Here is a 24282-nt window from a genome sequence, read left to right on the forward strand (position 1 = left end):
AAAGTGCTGTTTTTTATCATCATCGAGCGCAGTACTTGAAAGGTGTTCGCCAGTCACAACTCACCGGTAAGAACTGCATGTCTTTAGTCAAATACTGCATTTGAACTATCTCTATGATTTATACAACTTATTTCTTTTATAGCTATTAATAGTTTGATCAAAAATACATCCGAATGATGTAATCTGTTGTTCAACTATGGATTAATAATTTGTCAGTTTTTACTATCATCGATTCACATTATTTTTAATATTTATATAATGGTACTTCCATCTAAAAAAATCTTGCTGTATAAAGATCATCGAATTGAACATCTTTATTCCTAAGTAGGAAGTTCTATCAAGACCAAGGAGTCGTAAAGTAAATGAATATTTTTGAAGAAGTTCTGCATCGTTTAAGCAGCAAAACCCGTATTCGTTCTCTGTTTAAAGATGTACACGCTGAAGATCTGGAGCGTATCATTTCTCGTCTGAACGATGTTCTGACTGAGAAGCAGGAAGCTCGCGTTAAAGACGAAGAAAAGCGTAAGAAGAAGCAGGAAAGCATTGAAGCGATCAAGCAGATTATGGCTGACCGTGGTGTTTCCATGAATGACCTGGGTCTGGGTAACCTGGAACTGGATGAAGCTGCACCAAAGCGTCGCAGAAATATTCAAAAGTACACTTTTGAATATGAGAATGAATCAGGTGAGCGCATCAAGTGGGAAGGTGCTACCACTGGCCGTCTGCCACGTGATTTTCAAGCTTACCTGGAGCGCACTGGTAAGAAGCGTCTGGACTGCGCTTTGGAACAGATCGAAGAGTAAATACTGTTTGATCTTTCGTAAAAAAGGGCCAGAAAGGCCCTTTTTTATTTAATAGGCTGTGTTTAACCTCAAATATCTGGCTCTTTAGCTTGGATCACTTTGGTCGAGTTGATTCTTGATAATGGGAAATGACAGATAAACCGACTGCCTTTGCCCGGATGACTACTGATACTGATACGACCTTCGTGCCTTAACAAAACATGTTTTACAATCGCCAGCCCTAAACCCGTACCACCTGTTGCGTGGCTTCGGCTTTTATCCACACGATAAAATCGCTCGGTCAGTCTTGGAATATGAACAGGGTCTATGCCTACACCATTGTCCTGAATCATAAGGTGACCACCCTCTGGATCCTGCCACCACTTCACATGAACCTTTCCACCCGAAGGTGTATAGCGGATGGCATTATAAACCAGATTGGAAAATGCACTGCGTAACTCCATGGCGTCACCAGTGACTGAGGCATCTTCTGCACATTCCAGTTGTAACTGGTGCTGGTTTTCACCACTCAGTGCTTTAGCGTCATTTATTATTCCCAAAAGCAGTGGCTTCAGTTTTACTGTCTGGCTTATTCTTTCCGGTTCAGTCGCTTCAAGACGTGAAAGCAATAAAAGGTCTTCGATCAGGCGCTGCATTCTTGATGCCTGTTCCTGCATCTGGCTAAGAGCTCGCTTGAACATAGGCGGCGTATCAGGATTCATTTCCATTCCGTCGCTCATTGTCTCAAGATAGCCAGAAATGACCGTCAGGGGCGTCCTCAGTTCATGAGAAACATTGGCAACAAAGTCTGTTCTCATTATCTCAAGCTGATGTAAACGACTGACATCTCTTACTAAAAGCAGTCGATTGCCCTGACCATAAACGGTAATTGCTATTTGCAGTTGTCGGTTTTCGTGGGCAGGGGAGTCAATCTTAATTGGTTCTTTGCCTCGGCTATTTTCCATATAGCTGGCGAATTTGGGATTTCTAACAAGGTTCGTCAGAGGTTGCCCCTGATCATCGGGCATTTGCAGGCCAAGCAGTTCGCCTGCAGCACGGTTCCACCACTCAAGGCAACCATTTTGGTCTGCCATGATTATCCCGTCGTTTAGGGCGGCAGTTGATTCCTGTATGCGCTCAATTACGTTAGCAAGTCGCTGCTTTGAACGACTATGTCTACGTTGTATTCGATAAATGCCATCAAAAATCTCGCCCCAGATTCCTTTGCTTTCAGGAGGATCCAGCTCTTTATGAGCGGCTTCATCAAGCCATCTAAGCAGACGATGTAGCTGATGATGATTCCAGACTAAATACGACAAGGTAGTAATAAAAAGTCCTAGAAAAATCTGGTCAACTAACCAGCCTGCAAGCAGCCCGATTGCAAGAACGGACACCATTCGACCAATAAACCAGGATCGGAGAGAGCTTGTCACATGTAATACCGGAGTTTGTTTAGCCTATGGCTATTGAGCCTGCTCATGATCCTACTGTCACCTGCTGATGTCGACGAAAAATATTCTGACATCCTGTTTATGTTATCCAGGTAAAATCCCGAATCAGGTTTTATGCCTTGGTAGAGAAGCGGTAACCAGTACCTCTGACAGTCTGAATGTAATTTTCATAGTCACTGCCCAGAGCTTTTCTAAGACGACGGATATGTACATCAACCGTTCTCTCTTCAACATACACATTGCCACCCCAGACTTGGTCAAGCAATTGGCCACGGGAGTAGGCACGTTCCTGATGAGTCAGAAAGAACTGCAGCAGTCGGTATTCAGTTGGTCCCATCTCTGCGGGGTTACCGTCAATACTGACGCGATGACTGACAGGGTCGAGTGCCAGCCCTTTAACGACAATAGGTGATTGTTCGTCCATACCTTGGGTTCTGCGAAGTACCGCCTTGAGTCGAGCAGCCAGTTCACGGGGGGAGAAAGGTTTCGTGATGTAATCATCTGTCCCGGTTTCCAACCCCTGGATTTTATGATCCTCTTCACCTTTAGCTGTCAGCATAATGATTGGAATTTCTGCCGTCATCTGGTCACGCTTTAGTCGTCTGGCCAGCTCAATACCAGAAATATCGGGAAGCATCCAATCCAGCAGTATCAAGTCTGGCCTGCTATCAACCACCAGTGAATGAGCCTGTTTTGCATCAGCGGCTTCCAGACACTGGTATCCCGCCATTTCCAAAGCCATAGCGACCATTTCCCTGATGGGTGTTTCATCATCCACAATTAAAATTGTTTTGCCAGACATGAGAATACCCCGAGATTGAATGCAGATTTATTCAACAACTAATTATCTATGTTTCAGGTATTACAACGGCAAAATGTTACAGAAAAATGACGTAGTATGAAATTTGTCAGGGTCACCGTAAGTACGGTGACCTGCAGATGCTTATTGTGAGCAGAGAATGCCAAGAAAAATAACTGCTCCAACCCAATGGTTAGAAAGAAAGGCTTTGAAGCAAGGATCCCTTTCACGGTTACGGGTTGACCATTGCTGATGAGTAAAGCCAGCAGCCGCGGCAACAAGACTTAAATAGAAGGGCCAGGCCAATTCAAGCTGCAGCCCCAGCATGGCCATCGCTACCAGAGTAAAAGCCTGAAAGCAGCCGATAATCAGGTTATCCATTTCACCAAATAAAATGGCTGTGGATTTAATACCAATTTTCAAATCATCGTCTCTGTCCACCATGGCATACTGGGTATCGTAGGCAACGGTCCATAGTAGGTTAGCTGTAAACAAAAGCCATGCCTGAGTTGTCAATGTACCGGCTTCAGCTGCATACGCCATGGGGATTGACCAACCAAATGCTGCTCCCAGTACCACTTGAGGTAGGTAAGTGTGTCGCTTGGCAAAAGGGTAGGCAGACGCCAGTAGCAGGGCGGCAAAGGAAAGGTAGATGGTTAAAATATTGGTGGTCAGTACCAGTGCAAAGGCGATTAAAAATAGACTGGCGGCATATATAAGGGCTTCTTTGGGCGTTATTTTTCCCGTCACTAATGGGCGCTGATGAGTTCGTTTTACATGACCATCAAAATGCCGGTCAGCATAGTCATTAACAACGCAGCCAGCACTGCGAGTCAAAATGACGCCCAGAATGAAAACCACAAGATTGTGTACAGTGGGAGTACCATCAGCAGCAAGCCAAAGCGCCCATAGTGTTGGCCATAACAATAGATAGATACCAATAGGACGATCTAGGCGAGCCAGTTGAATAAAGTCTTTCCAGCGTGGCAGATGCTGATCAAGCAGCTCTGCACATTTATTAGAGCCTGTTATTGATTGTATGAGTTTCATCTGCGCCCGTAAAAACCTGTGTTTTGAAAATAGTCAGGGCCTTCCAGCCGATAAATGTTGTGCCGATAAACATAGGTGAGCAGCCAGGCTGCCATGTATCCAATGTCTATGTAGTCTTTGTTTTGTCGGCCTGCCAGAGCCAATCGCTTACAGCAGGAGACTATCATGTTTACAAAAGACTTACGCCCTCTTCGAGAACAACTTTTCAATCACTCCCTTTACCAGAAAATTGATAGTGTGGAAAAGTTGTCGGTCTTCATGGAAGCTCATGTATTTGCTGTATGGGATTTTATGTCGCTGGCGAAAAGATTGCAGCTTGAGTTTACTTCCATGCAGCTACCCTGGGTGCCTGTTCCGGATGCCCGGTCTGCCCGCTTCATTAATGAAATTATTCTCTATGAAGAGACGGATAAGGATCGGCATGGTACACCAATGAGCCATCTGGAAATGTATCTCGCAGCCATGCGTGAAGTATCAGCAGACACCAGCAAAATTGAGCAGGTCATTTATAGCATTAAGACTGGTGTTCCCTGGCAGCAGGCCCTGGTGGTTGCTGATGTGCCAGAATATATTCAGGCATTTGTTTCGGATACGCTGAAGGTAGCCCAACATGGTTCATTACCAGAGGTGGCCAGCTATTTTCTTTTTGGGCGTGAAGATGCCATTCCGGAGATGTTTTCTTCTTTGTTGAATCATTGGGAAATCCCTCCGAAGTCAGTTCCTTCCATGACTTACTATCTGGAGAGGCACATCGACCTTGATGGAAATGAGCATGGCCCAGCTGCAGAGAGTCTGCTGAAACAGTGTATCAATGGAGACAAAACTGCAGAGCAGGCTGCAGTTGATAAAGCTAAAACGGCCATCTCATCTCGGTTACGATTTTGGGATGGTCTTGAAGAACAAATAGACAGAGTTACAGCTGAAGAGCAGCAGGGGGCTGCTCATGAAGCCGAGACTATCGATGAGAGTAACGCTTAGCGTTGCTCACGCTCAGGTAGAAAAACCTCACAAACCGAGATAGGTTTTTCTCTCAGGTAAAACAGGGATCGCCTGGCCCAGGCGATTTCTGTTTCAAAATCGAAATCGAGTTGTGAGTTAAATTGACTGGCTTTCATATCGGTAACTTCTATCGGTCCTCGACGCAGGCCGGGCTGACTGAAAATGTATTCACCTAATGGCTTGTCTCCCAGTTCCAACAGTACTTTATTCTCACCAGACAGGCTTGACTCAGGCAAAACACTGCGGGCAAAAACAACTGGTTGACCTGAGCCAAAAAGCAGGACTTCTCTTATACTGGCACGTTGATCATCACAATGAAGAAAGGCCTTCTCTGATGCATCAGGTTCCTGCCAGTCATGGGAGATGACTCGGACAAAAAATTCATTGTTGTGTACTTGCTTCAGCCGCCGGGTAAGCGAGTGCTGATCCAGAATCATTTCACGAAGAGCATCAGGAATCGTTTTGGCTTCTTGAGCGGGTTGCCAGTTCATATCAGCAAAATCAGCAAGGGGCATCAGCAGTACATCCTGCCTGAAGTCGAACCAACGACTCCAGGATCTGTCAATCAAGTGGGGATTAATTAGGCAATGAGCCTTCAACACCCTCCACATACCAGTTCATGGAAAGAATATCACCATCGTTCAGCTTTGTACCCTCTGAAACTTTGATGGAACCATCCTGCGCTTTGATGGGACCTTCAAAAATAGTAAATGTTCCATCTGCAATCTGTTCCTTGAAGGTTTCGACCTGAGCAATGACTTTTTCGGGTATGGCTTTGTTATAAGGTGCCATTTCAACCATGCCTGCCGAGAAACCACCCCATACATCTTCTGGCTTCCACTGCTTATCCAGTACCGCTTTGGCCGTATCGGTATAGAAGCCACCCCAGTGAACCATGCTACCGGTCAGGTGGGCATCAGGGCCAAAGCGGGTCATGTCCGTGTCATAGCCAAAGGCGTACACGCCCTTGTCCTGGGCAGCCTGCACCGGAGCAGGTGAATCGGTGTGCTGGTTGATGATGTCGGCACCCTGGGCAATCAGTGACTCAGCCGCTTCACGCTCTTTGGCTGGGTCGTACCAGCTATTGATCCAGACCACTTTCACCGTTGCGTCAGGGTTTACACTGCGAAGGCCAAGCGTAAAGGCATTGATTCCCTGGACCACTTCAGGAATCGGGAATGAGCCAACATAGCCAATCACATTATTCTTGGTCATGTGTCCGGCGATAACGCCAGTCAGGTAGCGACCTTCATAGAAACGGGCAGAGTAGGTGCCAACATTCTTCCCACGTTTGTAACCAGTCGCGTGCTGGAATTTAACGTTGGGAAACTGCTTGGCTACTTTCAGCGTTGGGTTCATGTAACCAAATGAAGTGGTGAATATCAGGTCGTGTCCCTGCTGTGCCAGTTTACGGATGACTCGCTCTGCATCCGCACCTTCAGAAACACTCTCAACATACGTGGTTTCGATATTCTTGCCCAGCTTCTCAACCATCTCCAGTCGGCCTTCATCATGGCCATAGGTCCAGCCGGCATCACCGACAGGGCCCACATAGACAAAGCCAACCTTTAGAGGCTTTTCTACAGCCGAAGAGAGTGTGGACAGGGTCATCAGTCCTGCCGTTGCCACGGAGACGATGGCCTTTTTGATAAGGGATTTCATGGGATGATCAGCTCCTTAGAGGTCTGTTTTATCATTAGAATAATGGCCTGAATTCCGTATCAAGCCAGAGTGGAACCGTTAATAGAGACTACCCCGCCGGATGGTAGGGTTTGCCAAGAGACATGGGGGCCAGCAGCCGACTTCTGGACTGGTTACTTGATAGAAGGACCAGAACAATAATCGTTGCCACGTAGGGCAAGGTTGCCAGCAGGTTGGAGGAGATGGAGGCTCCCATGCCCTGAAGTACCAGATGCATAATGCTTGCCAAACCAAACAACCAGGCTCCCAGTAATACCCGTTCTACTTTCCAGCTGGCAAATACGACAAGTGCCAGTGCAATCCAACCGCGTCCTGCGGTCATGCCTTCTGCCCACAGCGGCGTATAAGCCAATGACAGATAAGCTCCCCCGAGGCCAGCCATGGCACCACCAAACAGTAGCGCCAGCCAGCGCGTCAGTATGACCGGTAAGCCTACGGCTGTGGCAGAGTGAGGGCTTTCCCCGATGGCTTTCACTACAAGACCGGGGCGGCTGAAGCGGAAGAACAGCCAGATAGCCAGTGCGATACCCAGCGAGCAGTAAACCAGAACATCCTGACTGAACAGGGCTTTGCCCAGAACCGGTATGTCTGATAAAAGCGGAATCAAAACGGGCTGAAATCCTGCCAGTGCCTGACCAATGTAGTCAGTGCCTACATAGGCACTCAGACCCGCACCAAAAATGGTCAGAGCCAGACCTGTGGCGACCTGGTTAGCCCGCAGCTGGATAGCCAGCAGGCCAAACAGAAGCGCCATGGCCATACCAACCATCAGGCTCATTATTACCCCGAATATCAGGCTTCCTGTGGTGATTGCTGCAATAAAGCCTATTACAGCGCCCATAAGCATCATGCCTTCCTGTCCCAGGTTAAGCACGCCACTTTTTTCACAGGCCAGTTCCCCGAGGGCAACTAGCAGCAGTGGGGTGCCGGTTCGAACCATGGCAAAAAGAATGTTGGTGATCAGGTCCATATCCATTAGCAGTTGACTCCCACATTACGTCCATGAGCTGGGGGTTGATTGGACATTGTCCTAACTCGGAAGCGGTAACTGATCAAAAAATCACAGGCCAGCAGGAAGAACAGCAACATGCCCTGGAACAGACTGCCCATTGCCAGCGGCAGGCCGAGATCAATCTGGCCCATCTCGCCACCCATATAAACCAGCGCCATCAGCAGGCTGGCCAGTAAAATACCGATTGGGTGCAGGCGGCCAAGAAAGGCAACAATAATGGCAGCATAACCGTAACCGGGGGAGACAGACGGTACCAGCTGGCCAATGGGGCCGCTGACCTCCGAGATGCCTGCAAGCCCAGCCAGGGCACCGCACAGCAGCAGGCTGAAATACACCAGACGTCGCTCACGGAAACCGGCAAAGTGTCCTGCACTGACATCCAGACCAATAACCTTCAGTTGAAAACCCAGAAAGGTTTTTGTCATCAAGACCCAGATGCACACCCCGGCAAAGAGTCCGAATGCCAGGCCAATATGAAGTCGGGTTCCTTCCAGCAACAGGGGCAGCGTGACAGCCTCCGTAAACAGCGCAGATTCCGGAAAGTTAAAGCCATGGGGATCTTTCAGGGGACCATGCACCGCATAAAGCAGAAGGTTCAGAGCGATATAGTTCAACATGATGGTAGTGAGGATTTCATTGGTATTGAAATGATTCCTCAGTAATGCAGGGATCAAGGCCCAGAGTAAACCGGCGATAGCGCCAGTCATCAGTACCGCGGGGAGTACCCAGATACCCTCCGAGTCCATCCAGCTCAGGGCTGCCCAGCTGCCCACCAGTGCCCCCATCAGTAGCTGCCCTTCTGCTCCAATATTCCAGATATTGGCTCTAAAGCACACTGCCAGCCCCATGGCACAGAGCAGTATAGGGGCTGCTTTGACACCCAGCTCGGAAAGGCCATAGCTATCGCTGATGGGCAGAATGAAGAACGTATACAGGCCTGTCCATGGATCCTGTCCCTGCAAGGTAAAAATCACACCTCCTGCGATCAGTGTGAGCAATACTGCCAGCAGGGGTGACAGGTATTTCATCAAATTTGAGTCTTGAGGCCTTCGCTCAATGGAAATCTTCATCAGGGGGTAAACTCCTTTTCCTGTATGTTTTGTTCCATTTCCAGTTCGACTCCTCTTGGGAGAGCAGAGGCTTGTTCTGACGCTTCCGATTCCGGATCAGTAAACACACCTGCCATCCACTGACCCACTTCATTAATGGATGTTTCTGTTACCGGCTTTACTGGTGACAGTTTGCCGTGGCAGAGAGCGCCAATACGATCAGAAACCTGGAAAAGTTCGTCCAGATCTTCAGAAAGCACGACGATGGCGGTACCTTTGTCTCGGAGGTCAATCAGAGATTGATGGATAAGGTTCGCAGCCCCAACATCAACGCCCCATGTTGGGCTGGCACAGATCAGCAATTTGGGGTTTTGCAGTATTTCACGGCCAATGATGAACTTTTGCAGATTACCACCGGAAAGGCTTTTGGCATCAGCTGAGTTCCCGTGAGCTTTTACCCGAAAGTTGCTGATTACGTCGTTGGCAAATCCGTGAATTCGTCGCTGTCTTAAGAACCCTCTGAATACCAGGTTTTGTAAAAAGCCGGTGAGAAGGCCATTTTCGGAAAGCGACATATCCGGCACGGCTCCCCGACCAAGGCGCTCTTCTGGCACCACAGCCATTCCCAGACGCCTCCGTTTGCCGGGCGTTAACTTTCCAATGGCCTGGTCATCCAGAGTGATAAAATCCGGTGAGGTAGCCAGCCTTTCTCCACTGAGCAGTTGAATCAATTCTTTCTGGCCATTTCCGGCAACACCCGCGATGCCAAGAATTTCCCCAGGCTTTACGGAAAAACGGATGTCTTGCAATGCTGTGCCAAAGTCACCCAGTGCGGCTTCCGTCAGCCCTTGGACGGCAAGACGTTTATCTTCCTCTTTATTCGATGAAAAGCTGTAGCGCTGCCCCAGTGTCGTTTGACTGCCCACCATCATACTGGCCATGTCCTCAGTGCTGGTGGTTTTAGGATCACAGGTTCCAGCAATCTTTCCGTGTCTCAGTACAGTGGCTCTATCACACAGGGCTTTCACTTCCTGAAGCTTATGACTGATAAACAGCAGGCTGCAACCTTCTGCTGCTAGCTTTCTTAGTGTTGAAAACAAGCTGCTGACTTCCTGCGGTGTCAGCACAGAGGTGGGCTCATCCAGAATCAAAAGGCTGATGTCTTGTACCAGGCAGCGAATGATCTCAACCCTCTGGCGTTCTCCAGTAGATAAGCTGTGCACGTGACGGTGAGGGTCAATAGGCATACCGTAATGGCTGGAGATTTCCTCGATTCGCCGGGCAAGATCCTTGAGTTGGCCTGCTTCCCTTTTGTCCATGGACAGGGCGATGTTTTCTACCACGGTTAATGTTTCAAACAGTGAAAAGTGCTGGAACACCATGCCGATTCCAAGGCGCCTGGCATGGGCTGGAGATTTAAGGGTCTGTGGCTGGCCATCAAACCAGATATGTCCACTGTCTGGCTGGGTCACACCGTAGAGGATTTTCATCAGGGTGCTTTTTCCTGCACCATTTTCACCCAGCAGGGCATGGATTTCGCCGGGCTGGATGGCAAGGCTTACCTGATCATTGGCAACAACACCCGGATAGACTTTGGTGATTCCTTCACAGCGAATGCGGTAGAAGTGGTTGTCACTTCTGCTGTTTTCAAAAACAGCGCCTGTGCTTTCCAGGCGGAGTGACCGGCTGGATTCTGGCTCATGACTTGCGGGCATTATAATCTCTGATGACTTATCTTTATTCTTCTTGATGATTCCATTCATCACTGGAGTCTGCTCAATACAGCGCTTTTTTTGTTATTTTTGCTAAACATAATGCTGCTGGATCTTACTGCTTGCATAGTCTAATCCCCCGTATGCAGCGCTCTTTTCTCGTTAAGAGCTGAAATGCTACTGGAAAGCCAATGATGCAAAACTCAGGGTGGGCATTTTGCCAGAAGATCACGGTTTTTTACTACCCAAAAAAGACTTATGCTGGCAGTCTTTGGTGTGAATCTTTGTTTGTATGCTTACCTGTTGAACTCCTGAGACATCTTTTTGAGCACAAGACATACCAGAAATAAACAGTTTTCAGAAGGTATGAGCCGGAGAGAATGATGAAAAAATGGCAGTGTATTATCTGTGGTTTTGTTTATGATGAGTCTGCCGGATGGCCTGAAGATGGCATACCCGCCGGAACAGCCTGGGAAGATGTCCCAGAGGATTGGCTCTGTCCGGACTGTGGAACAGGCAAAGCTGACTTTGAGATGATGGAAGTCAGTTGATAGACAGAAAAACGTGGATTTCTGACAAAAATCCTGCAAACAGTTGGTCCAGACTATTGCCCTGAGGGCGGCGGTGTTTTAGTCTGTTTTTGTCTTTGAGCCATACACCTGTAGTCAAGAGCTCGTGCTGTCCTTGCTCAGGAAGCGAGAAACCCTTGATTCAAGGGAAGAAACAAGAAAAACAAAACGGAGTGTATTCCCTATGCGTAAACCAGATCTGGTAAATGTCATCGCTGACGAAGCCGATATCAGCAAGGACAAGGCTTCTCTGGCCCTTAATGCCGTTCTTGAAGCCATCACGAGTGCCATGAAATCAGCAGATTCTGTAAACCTGGTTGGTTTTGGTACTTTCGAACAGCGCAGCCGTGCAGCCCGTACCGGTAAAAATCCTCAAACCGGTGAAACCATCCAGATTAAGGCAAGCAAGACGGTTGCTTTCAAGCCAGGTAAAGCGCTGAAAGACGCCGTAAACTGATAGATTTCTATCTGGTCAGTTGCAGTCGACGACTTTGATGGCGTTTTGCAGGTGACCATAGCATGGTAAGCCTGATATTGGTTTTGCCATCTTCATGAATACTGTTTGCATAACCACTCAGAAAGCATTTTTCCATTGCCAGCTTTTTCAAGTTGCTCCATGGGAAAGTGTTTTCTTTTTATGTGCCGGGTGCTGGCAGGCAGTCATTCTTATCTGCAGAGTTCGGGACTGAAATAGTGAAATTCAAATTGTTGTTGTGGGCACTCGGTTTCATGATGAAACGTGCCAGTCGTAAAAACCCCTCATTTCAAAAAACACTGGAAGGTCAGGATCTGACATTTCAGCTCAGCAGTAAGGATGGGGTAGCCCGCCATTATATTGTGAAAGACCAGCAGGTTTACCCTGTCTCTGGAGCAACGACTGAGCCAACATTTGAACTCTCTTTCTCCAGTGCCGCAAAAGGGTTTGAGATTCTGACAGCAAAAAATGCCCAGGAAGCGTTTATGCGTGGTGTTCAGGAGCAGAATATCGTTGCTACTGGAGATCTCAGTAAAATGATGTGGTTTCAAACCATGACCAGTGCCATGAAAGGGTAATAATTATCTCCCGAGCATTGAGAGTCGATCTCTGAGAGCCTCTGAAATCCAATCTTTCACTCCTGTTTCTGACGACGATGGACAGGAGTACAGAATTTCTCCCTCCCCGATGACATGCCAATCACCGAAGTCAGTATCCGTACCTTCCATAATCTTTTATCAATCTTATTTTAAGTGGTTGACAGTCTAACCAGCGATCTCTAATATGCGCCGCATCGCTGAGATGTTGAACGGCGGTGACAAGGCCCAGGTGGCGGAATTGGTAGACGCGCTAGCTTCAGGTGCTAGTGTCCGAAAGGGCGTGGAAGTTCGAGTCTTCTCCTGGGCACCAAATCAAATGATTTCTGCCTTGTCATCACAATCAACAACGCTTTCAGCTATGCCCAGGTGGCGGAATTGGTAGACGCGCTAGCTTCAGGTGCTAGTGTCCGAAAGGGCGTGGAAGTTCGAGTCTTCTCCTGGGCACCAATTCTCTCAAAAAAGCCAGACTTTCAGTCTGGCTTTTTTGTATGTATTGCTTTTTCTTCTCTCTTTATCTCAGATCTTTTTTGCTACTTTGGCAGGTAAAGCGCAGGTCAGGTAAAAGACTATTGTCATCTATAGCAAATGTCTCACACAGGTTATGGTGATTTCCTGACTGTAAAGCATACGTAAAAACCGCACTATAGTAACCGTCAGCTGTGACAGGAAGTCTACTTAGCCAGGAAGGTAAACGGCTGACAAATCAGGGAAGTACTTTGGCAGGGAGCCAGTGGACAGGATGTCCAGATCTTCAGGATGACGGTCAGAGTAAGCAGGGATTTTATCAGGCAGGATGCCTAACCAATTGGACAGGAGTCCATAGGGAGAAAAACAGATCCAGGAAGGATCTGTTTTTGTTTGTGGGAGCCCTCACTGAAGCACACTTCATTCAGGAACTTTTTAATACGGGCGGACCGTAATCGGTTGAGTTAATAATTTTTTCATTCTTCCCCAAATAACTCCAGTGCACTCCATACTGCTTTTAACCTTCCTCAGGAAGCTGCCGATATATCACAAAAATTTCTCAGATTAGAGAGCTTGGATATGTCATCGGTTCTGAATCGTCGCTTTTTGTGCTTTTGGTTGGGCTCTGTCTTCCTGTTTTTTGCCCTTGGAATGTTTTCCTTGTACTTCGAAATCTATCGATGGTTTCCCGCTTTTGGCTTTATAGGCTACTCCGTACTTTTACTGCTGCTACTGACGACACTTTCTAAAGCCAGTCGAAGGTGGCATTACATCATAACCAGTGGAACGCTTATTCTCTTTGGAGCGGTTGTATCGCTGGATATTGTGATTTCAAAAGAAGCGATTATTGCAGATCTTGTTGCCTTGGAAATCGAAGCATTACAGCAAGTGCTTGCTGACACTGGAATGGTTGATAATTATGTCAATATTCTTGTGATTCTTCTTAATTAGAACTTACGCATTGACAGCTCTGATAAAAGATGGTCTCAGCCAGTCTTTACCATCAGAGAAGCTCTTAATGAAGTCCCAAATAGCATCCTTGAGCGCATCATTCTTAACGCGATAGATGCTACTGAGAGATTCAGATACTTTCTTGGCCTGAAGGCAGGCATACCCAAAGATAGAGGCAAAAATATGGTTCCTGACCTGCTGCTTTCCTCTCACCTGAAAGCGCTCAATACTGCAGAGTTGTTTCAGCGCCCGGTGATACTCTTCGATCGCCCAATGGTGCAGGTGAAGTTCATTAAAGCCTACCTGTGGTGATACCTCTGATCCAGCATGGGGTGTGTAGACGACGTAATGGCGCAGCTCGTTTTTTAGCCGCGTCCGGTACAAACGCACAGAACCAAAATTACGTAGCCAAACGGTTATTCCCTCTTCAGGAATCTCCAGGCTCTGCACTTGTTGGTAGTCACCCTTTTGGATAGAAACAGTACGGTTGCTTTTAACGGCAAACATAAAACCCAGACCGTTGTTTTTCACAGTCTTCAGGTTTGCGGCACTGCTATACCAGGAATCCCCCGTAACAAATGCAGGTCGTAAGCCCCATACAAGTACTTCTTTCAGCATCTCGAGAAAATAATCATTTTTGGACTTTCCGTCCGCAGAGTCATAGATACGGAAATTGACAGGAAGGCTATAGCCTTTGATATCGGTGTAATAGAGCGTTATGAGATTAATGCCCTTGACGGCTTTATGATGCTTGCCCGAGTAATGATAGCCGATGAATGCCGTGTAGTTACTGTACGGCTTATCCAGCACCGTATCATCAACCGATAGCGTGCCCCCATCAAGAATCAGCCTTGCGGCTACTTCCATGAAAAGGTCATTGGGAGCAAAGTCTTCACGTTGTAGAAAACGGTTAACGCTGTGGTGTGACATATCTCCGATCTCACTAAGGCGAGTACAGGTTGCTGATTTCGGCTCACACAATAGAAACCCTGTATATTTCGGCAAATCACACCCAGCTGTTGTAGGTCTTGTTATCTTTCTACGCACGACGACATCCGCTATTTTTTGCTGATCTAGCAATTTTTACAGCTGCCTGTCAATGCGAAAGTCCTATTAATATCTTCACCAGTAGTGTCGCAGGTGATGCATTGTTTTATGGGCTGAACTCTCGTAACTTTCGGGATGCATAGCCTGCTTGCCACCTTGGAGTACTATTTCCAGGCATAAATAAGTGGGGAAGCTCCATCGTTCTGATGACCGTTGCTCACTAAATCTACTCTCTTGATACAGCTTTACCGCCTTCCGAACTTGTCTATTTGATAAGGGTCTAAACACGAGTTTATTAAGGTGATAAAGGTATAAATGTGGATTCTGTTTCTGGTAAAGATGTTGCAGGTTGTGTGGCGCAAGGCACAAGCTTGACTCATTCGGGCATTCACTCTGTGCCAGGTAAGATGCCTTCTGGAGTCCTGGTACAGGAAGTAAAAGCTAAAACTAAAACAGCAACGAGTGACTCAGCATGTCCATTTCTTACTCAGCCTCTGGCTGCATTTACTACTACTCCTGCAGGGAAAGTTGATCCCATACCTTTGCCTCAGTGGCAATCCACCTTTAACAAACTAAGATCTCTACCTGCGAAGATGGATGGAAGGTGGGTTGAGAGCGACGTTGCAAATTTTATGAAAAAGCTTGGTGACTTTAATTCGAGTGATGCGACTGACCTGCAAAAAGCCCTTGAAAATGATGCTTTAACTAAGGCTGGATGGTTTGGTCGTTATTGGGATGATATGTACTTCAAGCTGAGATTGGCCACCCCCATTAATGTCAGTTTTGCTTTGAAATTAAATCTGCCAGAAGTTGATACTGGAACCTCTTCGGAGGAGACCCATTCTTTTTATACTGTGTCCGGTGCGATTCTTGGTGCTCATGAGCACCTGAAAATGATTCAGGAAAAAAGGTTGGCCGTTGACCAGGAAAGGGGTAAGGCCCTTTGTATGAGTCAACCTGAGAAACTGTTCGGTCACCGTAAAGCCTGCGAAGATAAGGATGAGCTTATTCCTTGTCCTCAGGGAAAAGCGCAACACATCATTGTGCTTTCAAAGGGACAGCTTTATCGAGTACAAGTATCTGATGAATCTGGAAAGAAAATCAGTGTGCATAACCTTGCTAATACCCTCACCGAGATTAGCCGTAAGCCAAAGCAGGACGATGCCGTTGATTTAACACCAATGACATCAGGTAATCGAAACGAATGCGCTGAGCTTCAAAAGGACTTTGTCGAATTCAGTGAAGCCAACCGCAACGTGTGGCAACAGGTTGAAGATGCATTCTGCTGTGTTTGTATGGATGACTCTGGTGGTGGAGACTATAGTGGAAAACAGCTGCTGGCAGGTATCGGCAGTAACCGGTGCTTTGACAAGTCGCTTCAATTTATTTGTATGGATAAAGGCGAAGTGGGTGTCACTATTGAACATAGTGCGGCAGATGCCGGTGCTTGGCTTCCTATGGCCAACCGAGCAATTAAGTTATTGAATAGTGCTGAGCATTGGGATGGAGAGCTTGCGTCTAATGAAGAGCGACTTGCTCCAGAAATAGATGACAAAATGAGGTCCAGACTGGCAAGTGCCTCAGATCACTTTAAAAGTGATCTCTCTCAGGTTGAGTTGAAAGAGGTTAATGTCCACAACATCAGTCAAGCCGTATTGAAAGGCATGAAAATCAGCCCTGATGCTTTTTATCAGCTAGTGTTTCAGCTGGCAGCCTATCATGCCGGCTATGACCATCCTCCAACTTATGAGTCAGTTTCAATGAGGCAATTTAAGCATGGTCGAACAGATGATTTGCGCAGTTACTCTCCTGAAGTGATGAAATTCCTGGCTGCTCTTGATCGTGGCGATGTATCGGATGATGCAAAAGCTGAGTTGTTAAGAAATGCCCTCGATGCGCACAAGCAAAAAATTAAAGACTGTAAGGCGGGGGAGGGTATCTGTCGCCACCTGTTTGCCCTTGAAAAAAAATGGGAGGAGCTTCACCCAAACGAAGTTGCTGATAAACCAGCGCTATTTACTGACCCCGTTTATCAGGATTTAGTTAAAAAGAGTACTTTGTCCACGTCATGTGTTGCAAACGAAAGTATCAGCCGTTTTGTCTTTGGGCCTGTCGAAAATGACGGGCTGGGAATTGCCTACTATCCCACAGAACATGACCTGAGAGTGACCGTAAGCTGGCAGAAAGATAATGAAAAAGGCCAGGTATTTGTTGCCAGTCTGGAGAAGGCCGCAAATCAGTTGCTTGGGATGCTCGGCATTGAGCGGAGGCAGCTGCAGCCCTGACCCTAGAGCAAGAGCAATAACAATATGCATGATACCCTTTTGGGGTGAGTGCAGCAGCAGGGAACTATGCTCAATAAATGAGTCCAGTCGGTTTGGAAGCGATCAAGCATAAAATAAGCATCAGGGTGCAGATGGAAGTTGACAAATACACCCGGCATAAATATTATTCACCTCGTTCCTTGCCGGTATAGCTCAGTTGGTAGAGCAACTGACTTGTAATCAGTGGGTCCCGAGTTCGACTCTTGGTGCCGGCACCATATAACGAGAAGCCCGTAGTGATAGTAAGCACTACGGGCTTTTTCGTATCTGCAGATTTGAGCCCACTATTGTGCCCACTTTCTAAATCATCATCTGAATCTATTTCAAGCTCATATCCACACTCGTTTATTTCTGATCAGTACGTTTTTTAACTGCTCTTTGATTTTGAGAGGGAATGCTGAACCTGATCTCCCCTTTTTTTAGTGGTTCAGTTTCAACCTATGCAGCGATGAATTCTTCCAAGCAAATAGCCTATTGATAATCCTGTTCTGCCAGTGCCCATAGTTGGTGAAAATTCAGCATTTGGCTTTTGGAAAACAGCAGGTAGTAAGCGGGATGCCTGCAGCTTAGTCCGCAGGCCAGTAGATTTTTACCAGTGGTAGCAGGGTTCTGCCCTCAACATCAAACTGTTCGTAGTGAGTGACAATCAGGTTGGCCAGGTCATCAATGTCGATCAGCGTTAGTGGTACGGTGGCACGTTCTGCTTCATATCTGGCTTCTTTGCTGAAGCCCCCTGTGCTGATGAATAGTCCACTGTCTCCATCCCGCAGAGCGCCCAGAAAGCTTCGTATGGCCTGAGAACCCATGCTGCCAGAGCGATGCTTTACCTCGGCCTTGATGCGTGGTTGCGTCAGCCCCAGCCCATCGGGAGAAGCAAATACGTCTACGCCTCTATCAGGGCCTTTTGGCGATACTCGTGTTCTATAACCCATACCACGAAGCAGTGCAGCAACAAGTTGCTCCATTTCATCTGGGAGCAGAGCCTGTATTTTGTCTTTGATCAGCTCGTGGCTTTGCTCAATGGTTTGGTCTTTTAGTTGAACGAAAGCTTCGTCTTCACTATCTGATGGTTCAGAGGTAGAGTCTGGAACTTCACCATGCAGCCTGGCATTCAGTTCAGTTATCACCGGTTCCGGTAGTGAAAACAGAGTCAGTGTTGATCCAAGACTATTTCGGGAGGCTTGGCTTAGGGTATCTCTTGATACATCCCCCAGCCACTTTACCGGGCGAGTGTGGACGTACTCTCCCACGATATTGCTGTCTGATGTTTGAAACTGGTAGCTGCCAACATCTTCACCAACATGGTAAACCCGTAGCTCCGGGTTATAGGTAATCACCATCTGGCCTTTTTTAATGCTGTCTCGGAATTTACGAATCATTGCTACAGCATTACTGGTTCTGGCTGGCTTGGCATTGCCCCACAAATTGATGTAAGCGTCTCTAATGGCTTCAGTTGTCTGGTAAGTACGCAGATCGCCGAGTTCATTCCAGCCAATAGCTACAGCGTTATGTTCCTTGAACTCATCAGCAAAGCGACCACCTTCACCGGCTCGTATCATCCACCCTGTTTTCATTATGTCTTTCTCCATACGTCGAAAATTGCTCCAGTCAGTAACGATCAGGGACAAATGTATTTAGTTAAGCGAGTGCATTCTCTACCAAGGCATCGGCCAGATGCAGGTGGGTTTGCTGCTTGTGTTGCAGGTGGGCTTTGATTTGGTTGCATATAGCCATTAGAGACTGCACCTTCTCTATAATGAAGCGTTGTTCATCAACCGAAGGTACGATGATAGGAATTTGTAGAAGAGTATTCTTTGTTAACTTCTTGCGGCCTGTCGTCCCTGATGTAAGTGGTATAAATGGATAGTAAGAGAGCAAAATATTCAAAAAGTCAGGCAGTATAACCGAAGTGCACTTCAGTACATGAGCATGATTATTAACCCAGGAAGGGCCGCTAATTCGATACGAAAACGGCTTAGTTCGACCTATAAAAGTCTCATCCTCAACCACAAGAACTAGCTCCTCATCAAAAAGATGCTCCCCAATAAAGCCTACAGGCCCGTTGGCTCCATAATATGGAACTTGACCCTCCGAACGATCTGACTTTTTGATAGGTTTTCTTCTATGGTCTAGGCAGCAGGTAACATCATTCAATTGGCATAGAACCCAGCCTTCAGGGATTGAACTGTAGGGGACAGGAATATCTATTGGCTTGATGCTTTCAACTCTAACATGTCCTTTTTCAAGTAAAGACACCTTGTCTTCAGAGGCTTCTCTTAAAAGGCTTACCTTATTATTTATTGAGTGAGGAGCAGTACTTGAAAATTTACCAGAGCCCGCCAGCTCAAGAATATTCCTTTCAAGGATGTCGATGCAGGCTTCGGTGGTGAACAGGGTGGTGAAGTGGCTGGCGATGCGCTGCCAGTTCTGCTTCAGCTCTTCGGCATTGGCGCTGGTGGTGAGGGTTGCCAGCAGGTTTTCTACCAGTGTCGTATGGGCGGACAGGCTGGCTTCGGTCTGCTGCTCAATCTGGTCGCACAGAGCCATCAGTTCATCGACTTTGGCGACGATGCGGTGTTGTTCTTCCAAAGGTGGTAACGGAAGTGGGTTTCCAGCAAAAAAGTCTTTTGGTACCCGTTTCTGACCGGCAGAGCCTGTCATTTTTGTTTCACCAACTTTTAGAAACTGCGGTGCTTTCAGGTATAGAAGGATATACAACCGATTGACGGTATTTCCGAAAGATCGTGCAACATGAAGCTCTGTAGTACCCGCCCCTACACCATTCGTTAAACCAGAAAAAACAGCAGCTTTACTGTTTTCAAAGCAAGGTGTGATTTTGGCAATAGCAATATCGCCATCTGCAAATTGTGTATAGCCTTTCTTAATTTCAGGTAACTATTCAGCACCCTTCATATAAATCTGGAATTTTCTGATTTTTCGACCATCATCTTATACTCAATTTTTCTAACAAATCTCCAGTATGGAACCAGACTTCCCAGCTACTCCGTTTACCGAAGCTCTCCTTAAAGAGAATGAAGAGCTTCGGACCGAGAATGCGCTTTTACGGGAACGTTGCAGCGAACTGGAAGAAAGGGTTAATAAAAACAGTCAAAACAGTAGTAAGCCACCATCGTCAGATGGTTATCAAAAGCCCAGTAAAAAAGGGAGTGATAAAGGTGATACATCTTCCAAAGAAGCCCCCTGCTCCTCACAGGAAACACCGAACCCCAAAAGCCTTAGACCATCTTCAGGCAATAAACCAGGTGGCCAGAAAGGTCATCAAGGCTCTTGTTTGAGACGTGTCGCCTTACCCGATTATGTCAGGCATCTGAAGGTTGAAAAATGTTGCTGTTGCCAGTCTTCGCTTATCGATATTAAACCCACCAAATACATTGAGCGACAGGTTTTTGATCCAGGTAGACCCGGAGAATTTGAAGTTACCGCGTACTGGGCAGACGTTAAAGTATGTCCTTGTGGTAAACGGAACACCGCTGAGTTTCCCCAAGGAGTGAAAGCCGCTGCTCAATACGGAGAAGTGACTCAGGCAATGGCTGTTCATTTAAACCAGTATCACTTCATCCCATATCACCGGGTGTCTGAGTATTTCAATACTATTTATTGCATGAGTGTCAGCGCAGGCTCTGTTGCCAATTTTGTTGCCTATACCCATGAGAACCTGGCCTCTACTGAGCAGAGTATCCGCGATGCTTTACAAGAAAGTCCGGTTGCAGGAGCGGATGAAACTGGCATGCGGGTTGACGGTTCACTGTGGTGGTTACACATTATGCGAGATGACCAATGGACGCTTTACTACCTCTCAGAAAGGCGAGGTTGTGAAGCAATGGATGCAATGGGCATCCTGCTGACTTTTGCAGGCATTCTGGTTCACGATCATTGGAAGTCCTACTTTGCCTATGCGGCAGTGCATGTGCTTTGTAATGCCCATCATCTGAGAGAGCTTCAGGGAGTTGTCGATAGGGATGCGAATAAGCTGGCTCTGCGGCTGATGAAATTGCTTACGCTCTCCTGGCACTTCTGCAAGAAATACAAAGCAGCCGGTCTGACTCAAATGCCTGGTGCAATACAGCTTCGCATTGAGACGATATACGACCAAATCCTTCAAAGGGCTCTCACGAAGGAAACCGCTTATATGGAAAAACAACGACAGGTGCTTGGACGTAAGAAGGTCAGGAATACCAAGGCCTACAACCTGTTCAAAAGGCTTATTGAGTTTAAGGTTGAAACGTTGCGCTTCATGTCGGACTTTTCAATTCCCTTCGATAACAATGGCAGTGAACGTGATGCCAGGATGGCCAAACTTAAGCAGAAGATCTCAGGCTGCTTCAGAAGCGAAGACGGAGGTACCATGTTTACCCGAATCCGAAGCTATTTATCATCTGCTAAAAAGCAGGGGTTGAACATATTTCAGGCGCTTCTTAAAGCGGTTCGAAATTACAACAATACGCCTTTGCTGGGTGCTGAATAGTTACCGCGCAAGGTATTTCAGCTTTTTCGATTAGCCTCAAAGCCTCTTTTACTATGGTATTGGAGCGTTTTAGTGGCAGCTCTGTGCCTTCAAAGCGTTCACTAATGATGTCCGCTACAGCCTTAGCGGAAATGCCGTCAGAGCGAACCATCTTCCTGTTTTTTAAAGGTCGCTCGTTGGATTCGTCAAATTCAGCAAGCACAGTAACTAATGCACCGATGATTGAAAGGTAAGTATTCTTACTATTTTCAGATGGCTCAATTACAAGGCTCTGATTTTGATCTTTATAATTGCTATTACAGGAGTCAATTGGGCAGCCGTAAGGAAAGTCCAAGCCTCTTCTGGAAGCGAAATCTAAAATGGATTCTCTCGACAAGAACCAATAACGCCAATATTGTGTAATTGTGAATGATTCAGCGGTGGCAGGATCAGGCCTTTCCGTAAAATGTATTCGGGGAATGGTTCCGCCATCAGCAGTTTCTTTATTAAGCACCATACGGTAAATAGCAGCTTTGCCAGCTCTGGGCTTTTTTTCTTTAAGTGCTAATTTTACATCTCTGCCTACTTCATAAGGTTCAATGCCAGCCAATAGTAATGCGGCTTCATCTACGGTGTAGTTATCAGTGAGCAACCAGTGTTTTAGACATTCACTCATTCTTATTTGATCCTGATTGATTCCCGATTTAATTAACCAGTCAAAACAGCAGGGAAACCTGTCTTTTCGGGTACAACCCTATACTGGCCAAAGCAAGAATTAGCGGTAAACCGCCTTACGGTGACCTACTTTGATCACTTCGATAATTAACTGCCCGTTGTCTATCTGATACACCAGACGGTAGTTGCCTGTCCTGACCCGCCAGGTGTGATCGGTACCTGCCAGCTTGCGACAACCATCCGGATGAGGCTCATCCACCAGAGACTCCGCCAGAGCCACTAGCTTGGCGATTGTGGTCTTAGGCATCTTCTCCAGCTCCTTCAGGGCAGAACGTTTCCAGCACAGCGTATAACGGCTCATAGCTTGCCGCTGGCCTTCAGGCTCTTGATTACGTCGTCGTGTGAAACGGACTCTTCATCCCGGCGCTCGGCAACGGCGGCCAGGTCTTCAAGGTCGTCCAGTAGTTCCTGGTAGTCATCCACTGGTAAAACGACGGATACCCGGTTGCCCTGATCGTCGGTGATGTACTGGGGGCTGCTGTCTGGTTTCATGGCAGTGTTCCCTTTAGTTGATTATGAAAAGCTGAGTTCTTTTTGCTGGCGATAGGTATCCATATCCACCAGGGTGGTCTCTTCCCCTTTCAGGATTTTATCCAGCAGGGCATCGTATCGGCGGATGCTTTCCCGCTTCTCTGGCAGATGCTCATGCCGATCGTAATGCTTCACATCCACACCGTTCTGGGCGTGAGACTGAAGCAGGTTTCTCTGCTCCCGATTAACTCCGGCATCAATCATCAGGTTCTTAACCGTGCGGCGAATGTCTCTGGCCGTGAAAGACTCTGGTACTGGCTTGTCCTCGCTGGTGGCCTGTTCAGCCAGTGCTTTGTTATAGCGGATAAAACCGTTTTTCAGTGACTCCAGAGTAAGCGGCATCAGCTCGCCCTTACTGGCTCCGCTACGGCCTTTCACTCCCGAGCAAAACGGCCACGGGTATGAACCAGAGAATTCCCTTACAGCTCGCAGGATCGCCATTGCCCTTCTGGTCAGTGGTACCACATGTATCTTTTCCGTTCCCTGCCGTCCCTTTCGATCTATCAGGGTAACGCAGTTTCGTTGAAAGTCGTAGTCCTGCCAGGTTGCCCGGAGTAACTGTTTGGGCCTCTGCCCTGCGGTGGCAAGCATAAAGCGGATGGCACAGGCCAGGACAAAGCCAACGCGATGGGTGTTGCCAATGTTGTGCCAGAGCAGCCGGACCTCTTCATGGCTCAATACCCTGTTACCGGGCTTGGAGGCCTTGGTGTTTTTCTTGGTGGCTGTCACCGGGTTATGTTGGATAAAAAATCGCTTTTCGGTAATCCGCGTCGGATCGTAGTCGCCCTTGATGCCGAAGTTGAAACAGGCGTGAAGTAACGCCCGAACCCGAACGGATTCTACTTCAGAGCCGCGCTGGTGGATTGCTGCCAGGATAGTGACGATGTCGTCAGGTGTTACATCTTTGGCCTTTTTCGCTGAGATCATGGGATAGGCATCAAGCACATTCAGTCTGAAAGCCTGGCGAGACTGGTGAGCGCTTTCTTTGCCCTGTGCTTCCTGATCTTTGACATAGGACTCCATCAGGTCTGCAAATGAGCCTTTACGTGCTTCAATCTCTTGTAGCTGCAGCTCTTCCAGCCTCTTTTGTTCTTGCAGCTTATTCCGGTTATCAAGGTGTGCTTTCAGGTCCCCGTGGCACTCACGGCGCAGACGTGCCAGATCTTGAGCTTTATCACGACATTCTGCCAGAGTGTATCCATGCCCATCTCTGGTAGCTCTGTAATGCCCTATCTTGATTTTGACTTCTTTGCACTGATGCTTATAGCGGTAGTATACCTCTACAGTTCCGCTTTCACGCTTGATGAAAAGTAATGACCCATCACCACGTCCACCCACTCGTTCACTGAGTTTTTTCTTGATACTGATTAGTCCCTGGGCGGACAGTTGTGCCATTGGCCTTACCTGTTTTTATTAGTCTGTATGCTATAGAAATTTGTGCCCACTATTGTGCCCACTTTCGGTCGGGCTTAAGAGGTGTTTTACGGAATTGCAAAGAATAAGGTATAACCCTGAATCCCTTTTTATTCAAGGTCTGTAGAGGCTTTTTGGGGGTTTATGGAATTT

23 protein-coding genes and 3 tRNA genes are annotated in these 24282 nt (G+C 47.2%); 11 read left to right on the plus strand and 15 right to left on the minus strand.

The features are described from left to right. The first annotated feature begins 362 nt into the window (after positions 1 to 362). Positions 363 to 803, plus strand: a complete 441-nt coding sequence (locus ACOCLE_RS22535) for a hypothetical protein (protein WP_419534336.1) — start codon at positions 363 to 365, stop codon at positions 801 to 803. Between the two features lie 68 nt (positions 804 to 871). Here ACOCLE_RS22535 and phoR read toward each other — a convergent pair whose 3' ends face one another. From phoR to ubiA, 3 genes are all read right to left on the minus strand, one after another. Next, positions 872 to 2215, minus strand: a complete 1344-nt coding sequence (phoR, locus tag ACOCLE_RS22540) for a phosphate regulon sensor histidine kinase PhoR (protein ID WP_419534337.1) — start codon at positions 2213 to 2215, stop codon at positions 872 to 874. A gap of 130 nt (positions 2216 to 2345) precedes the next feature. Further along, on the minus strand, positions 2346 to 3035 hold the full coding sequence (phoB, locus tag ACOCLE_RS22545; RefSeq protein ID WP_419534338.1) for a phosphate regulon transcriptional regulator PhoB: 690 nt from the start codon (positions 3033 to 3035) through the stop codon (positions 2346 to 2348). Positions 3036 to 3176: 141 nt separating this feature from the next. After that, positions 3177 to 4082, minus strand: coding sequence for a 4-hydroxybenzoate octaprenyltransferase (gene ubiA, locus ACOCLE_RS22550; RefSeq protein ID WP_419534339.1), 906 nt, complete (start codon positions 4080 to 4082; stop codon positions 3177 to 3179). A 165-nt stretch (positions 4083 to 4247) separates the two neighbouring features. On the opposite strand from ubiA, the gene ACOCLE_RS22555 reads away from it, so the two are divergent. Continuing rightward, on the plus strand, positions 4248 to 5060 hold the full coding sequence (locus ACOCLE_RS22555; RefSeq protein WP_419534340.1) for a DUF3050 domain-containing protein: 813 nt from the start codon (positions 4248 to 4250) through the stop codon (positions 5058 to 5060). Here ACOCLE_RS22555 and ACOCLE_RS22560 read toward each other — a convergent pair. From ACOCLE_RS22560 to ACOCLE_RS22580, 5 genes are all read right to left on the minus strand, one after another. Next, on the minus strand, positions 5057 to 5596 hold the full coding sequence (locus ACOCLE_RS22560) for a chorismate--pyruvate lyase family protein (RefSeq protein ID WP_419534341.1): 540 nt from the start codon (positions 5594 to 5596) through the stop codon (positions 5057 to 5059). The genes ACOCLE_RS22555 and ACOCLE_RS22560 overlap by 4 nt on opposite strands. Before the next feature lie 61 nt (positions 5597 to 5657). Next, positions 5658 to 6743, minus strand: a complete 1086-nt coding sequence (locus tag ACOCLE_RS22565) for a BMP family ABC transporter substrate-binding protein (protein WP_083232560.1) — start codon at positions 6741 to 6743, stop codon at positions 5658 to 5660. A gap of 88 nt (positions 6744 to 6831) precedes the next feature. Then, entirely contained in the window at positions 6832 to 7758 is a 927-nt protein-coding gene (locus ACOCLE_RS22570) for an ABC transporter permease (protein ID WP_419534342.1), read from the minus strand. Continuing rightward, a complete protein-coding gene (locus ACOCLE_RS22575; protein WP_419534343.1) occupies positions 7758 to 8864 on the minus strand; it encodes an ABC transporter permease in 1107 nt (368 codons plus the stop codon). The genes ACOCLE_RS22570 and ACOCLE_RS22575 overlap by 1 nt, the downstream gene beginning before the upstream one ends. After that, the gene (locus tag ACOCLE_RS22580) at positions 8864 to 10558 is read right to left on the minus strand and encodes an ABC transporter ATP-binding protein (RefSeq protein ID WP_419534344.1); all 1695 of its coding nucleotides are present in this window, start codon (positions 10556 to 10558) and stop codon (positions 8864 to 8866) included. Before ACOCLE_RS22580 ends, ACOCLE_RS22575 begins: the two co-directional genes overlap by 1 nt. 380 nt (positions 10559 to 10938) lie before the next feature. On the opposite strand from ACOCLE_RS22580, the gene ACOCLE_RS22585 reads away from it, so the two are divergent. From ACOCLE_RS22585 to ACOCLE_RS22610, 6 genes are all read left to right on the plus strand, one after another. Continuing rightward, a complete protein-coding gene (locus tag ACOCLE_RS22585; RefSeq protein WP_066015243.1) occupies positions 10939 to 11106 on the plus strand; it encodes a rubredoxin in 168 nt (55 codons plus the stop codon). Positions 11107 to 11308: 202 nt separating this feature from the next. Then, a complete protein-coding gene (locus ACOCLE_RS22590) occupies positions 11309 to 11581 on the plus strand; it encodes an HU family DNA-binding protein (protein WP_419534345.1) in 273 nt (90 codons plus the stop codon). A 272-nt stretch (positions 11582 to 11853) separates the two neighbouring features. Beyond that, the gene (locus ACOCLE_RS22595; RefSeq protein ID WP_419534346.1) at positions 11854 to 12177 is read left to right on the plus strand and encodes a helicase; all 324 of its coding nucleotides are present in this window, start codon (positions 11854 to 11856) and stop codon (positions 12175 to 12177) included. A 244-nt stretch (positions 12178 to 12421) separates the two neighbouring features. Further along, positions 12422 to 12508 (plus strand) — tRNA-Leu (locus ACOCLE_RS22600). 50 nt (positions 12509 to 12558) lie between these two features. Beyond that, positions 12559 to 12645 (plus strand) — tRNA-Leu (locus ACOCLE_RS22605). Between the two features lie 597 nt (positions 12646 to 13242). After that, positions 13243 to 13614: a hypothetical protein gene (locus ACOCLE_RS22610; RefSeq protein ID WP_419534347.1), complete on the plus strand. Its 372-nt coding sequence runs from the start codon at positions 13243 to 13245 to the stop codon at positions 13612 to 13614. 3 nt (positions 13615 to 13617) lie between these two features. Here the strand turns inward: ACOCLE_RS22610 and ACOCLE_RS22615 are convergent, their stop codons facing one another. Next, complete coding sequence (locus ACOCLE_RS22615) at positions 13618 to 14661, minus strand: transposase (RefSeq protein ID WP_419533005.1); 1044 nt, start codon at positions 14659 to 14661, stop codon at positions 13618 to 13620. Between the two features lie 317 nt (positions 14662 to 14978). Between ACOCLE_RS22615 and ACOCLE_RS22620 the strand changes: the two genes are divergently transcribed. Next, complete coding sequence (locus ACOCLE_RS22620; RefSeq protein ID WP_419534348.1) at positions 14979 to 16946, plus strand: choline/carnitine O-acyltransferase; 1968 nt, start codon at positions 14979 to 14981, stop codon at positions 16944 to 16946. Positions 16947 to 17127: 181 nt separating this feature from the next. Beyond that, positions 17128 to 17203, plus strand: a tRNA-Thr gene (locus ACOCLE_RS22625). A gap of 348 nt (positions 17204 to 17551) precedes the next feature. Here the strand turns inward: ACOCLE_RS22625 and ACOCLE_RS22630 are convergent. Both ACOCLE_RS22630 and ACOCLE_RS22635 read right to left on the minus strand, forming a co-directional pair. Next, positions 17552 to 18559, minus strand: coding sequence for a restriction endonuclease (locus ACOCLE_RS22630; protein WP_419534349.1), 1008 nt, complete (start codon positions 18557 to 18559; stop codon positions 17552 to 17554). Between the two features lie 64 nt (positions 18560 to 18623). Further along, positions 18624 to 19703 carry a restriction endonuclease subunit S gene (locus tag ACOCLE_RS22635; RefSeq protein ID WP_419534350.1) on the minus strand — a complete coding sequence of 360 codons (1080 nt, stop codon included), beginning with the start codon at positions 19701 to 19703 and terminating at the stop codon, positions 18624 to 18626. Positions 19704 to 19965: 262 nt separating this feature from the next. Here ACOCLE_RS22635 and tnpC point away from each other — a divergent pair, with 262 nt between their 5' ends. After that, positions 19966 to 21471: an IS66 family transposase gene (tnpC, locus tag ACOCLE_RS22640; RefSeq protein ID WP_419532963.1), complete on the plus strand. Its 1506-nt coding sequence runs from the start codon at positions 19966 to 19968 to the stop codon at positions 21469 to 21471. Here the strand turns inward: tnpC and ACOCLE_RS22645 are convergent. The 4 genes from ACOCLE_RS22645 to ACOCLE_RS22660 all read right to left on the minus strand — a co-directional run bounded on the left by ACOCLE_RS22645 (position 21422) and on the right by ACOCLE_RS22660 (position 24111). Then, positions 21422 to 22126, minus strand: a complete 705-nt coding sequence (locus tag ACOCLE_RS22645; RefSeq protein WP_419534351.1) for a hypothetical protein — start codon at positions 22124 to 22126, stop codon at positions 21422 to 21424. The two genes, tnpC and ACOCLE_RS22645, sit on opposite strands and share 50 nt — an antisense overlap. Positions 22127 to 22225: 99 nt before the next feature. Next, the gene (locus tag ACOCLE_RS22650) at positions 22226 to 22486 is read right to left on the minus strand and encodes a type II toxin-antitoxin system RelE family toxin (RefSeq protein ID WP_419534352.1); all 261 of its coding nucleotides are present in this window, start codon (positions 22484 to 22486) and stop codon (positions 22226 to 22228) included. Continuing rightward, positions 22483 to 22677 (minus strand): hypothetical protein, encoded by a 195-nt coding sequence (locus tag ACOCLE_RS22655; protein ID WP_419534353.1) that lies wholly within the window; start codon positions 22675 to 22677, stop codon positions 22483 to 22485. The genes ACOCLE_RS22650 and ACOCLE_RS22655 overlap by 4 nt, the downstream gene beginning before the upstream one ends. A gap of 21 nt (positions 22678 to 22698) precedes the next feature. Beyond that, the gene (locus tag ACOCLE_RS22660) at positions 22699 to 24111 is read right to left on the minus strand and encodes a tyrosine-type recombinase/integrase (protein ID WP_419534354.1); all 1413 of its coding nucleotides are present in this window, start codon (positions 24109 to 24111) and stop codon (positions 22699 to 22701) included. Positions 24112 to 24282 lie beyond the last annotated feature (171 nt).

The organism is Endozoicomonas sp., assembly GCF_965196975.1.
Classification (GTDB): domain Bacteria; phylum Pseudomonadota; class Gammaproteobacteria; order Pseudomonadales; family Endozoicomonadaceae; genus Endozoicomonas.